Source organism: Brenneria tiliae (assembly GCF_023347575.1).
In the GTDB taxonomy this organism is placed as follows: domain Bacteria; phylum Pseudomonadota; class Gammaproteobacteria; order Enterobacterales; family Enterobacteriaceae; genus Brenneria; species Brenneria corticis.
The window spans coordinates 1-314 of the sequence record NZ_JAKPCB010000050.1 but is presented as its reverse complement, the minus strand read 5'-3'; the positions used below and the strand labels follow the sequence as shown (position 1 = coordinate 314).

Below are 314 nucleotides of genomic sequence, written 5' to 3'. Positions count from 1 at the left end.
CGGGGGTAGAGCACTGTTTCGACTAGGGGGTCATCCCGACTTACCAACTCGATGCAAACTGCGAATACCGTAGAATGTTATCACGGGAGACACACGGCGGGTGCTAACGTCCGTCGTGAAGAGGGAAACAACCCAGACCGCCAGCTAAGGTCCCAAAGTCATGGTTAAGTGGGAAACGATGTGGGAAGGCCCAGACAGCCAGGATGTTGGCTTAGAAGCAGCCATCATTTAAAGAAAGCGTAATAGCTCACTGGTCGAGTCGGCCTGCGCGGAAGATGTAACGGGGCTAAACCATGCACCGAAGCTGCGGCAGC

Annotated in this window: 1 rRNA gene; it reads left to right on the top strand. The window is 54.8% G+C overall.

What is annotated here, in order from left to right:
* Positions 1-314: ribosomal RNA gene (locus tag MFP24_RS00245) — 23S ribosomal RNA — on the top strand; the annotation flags it as partial.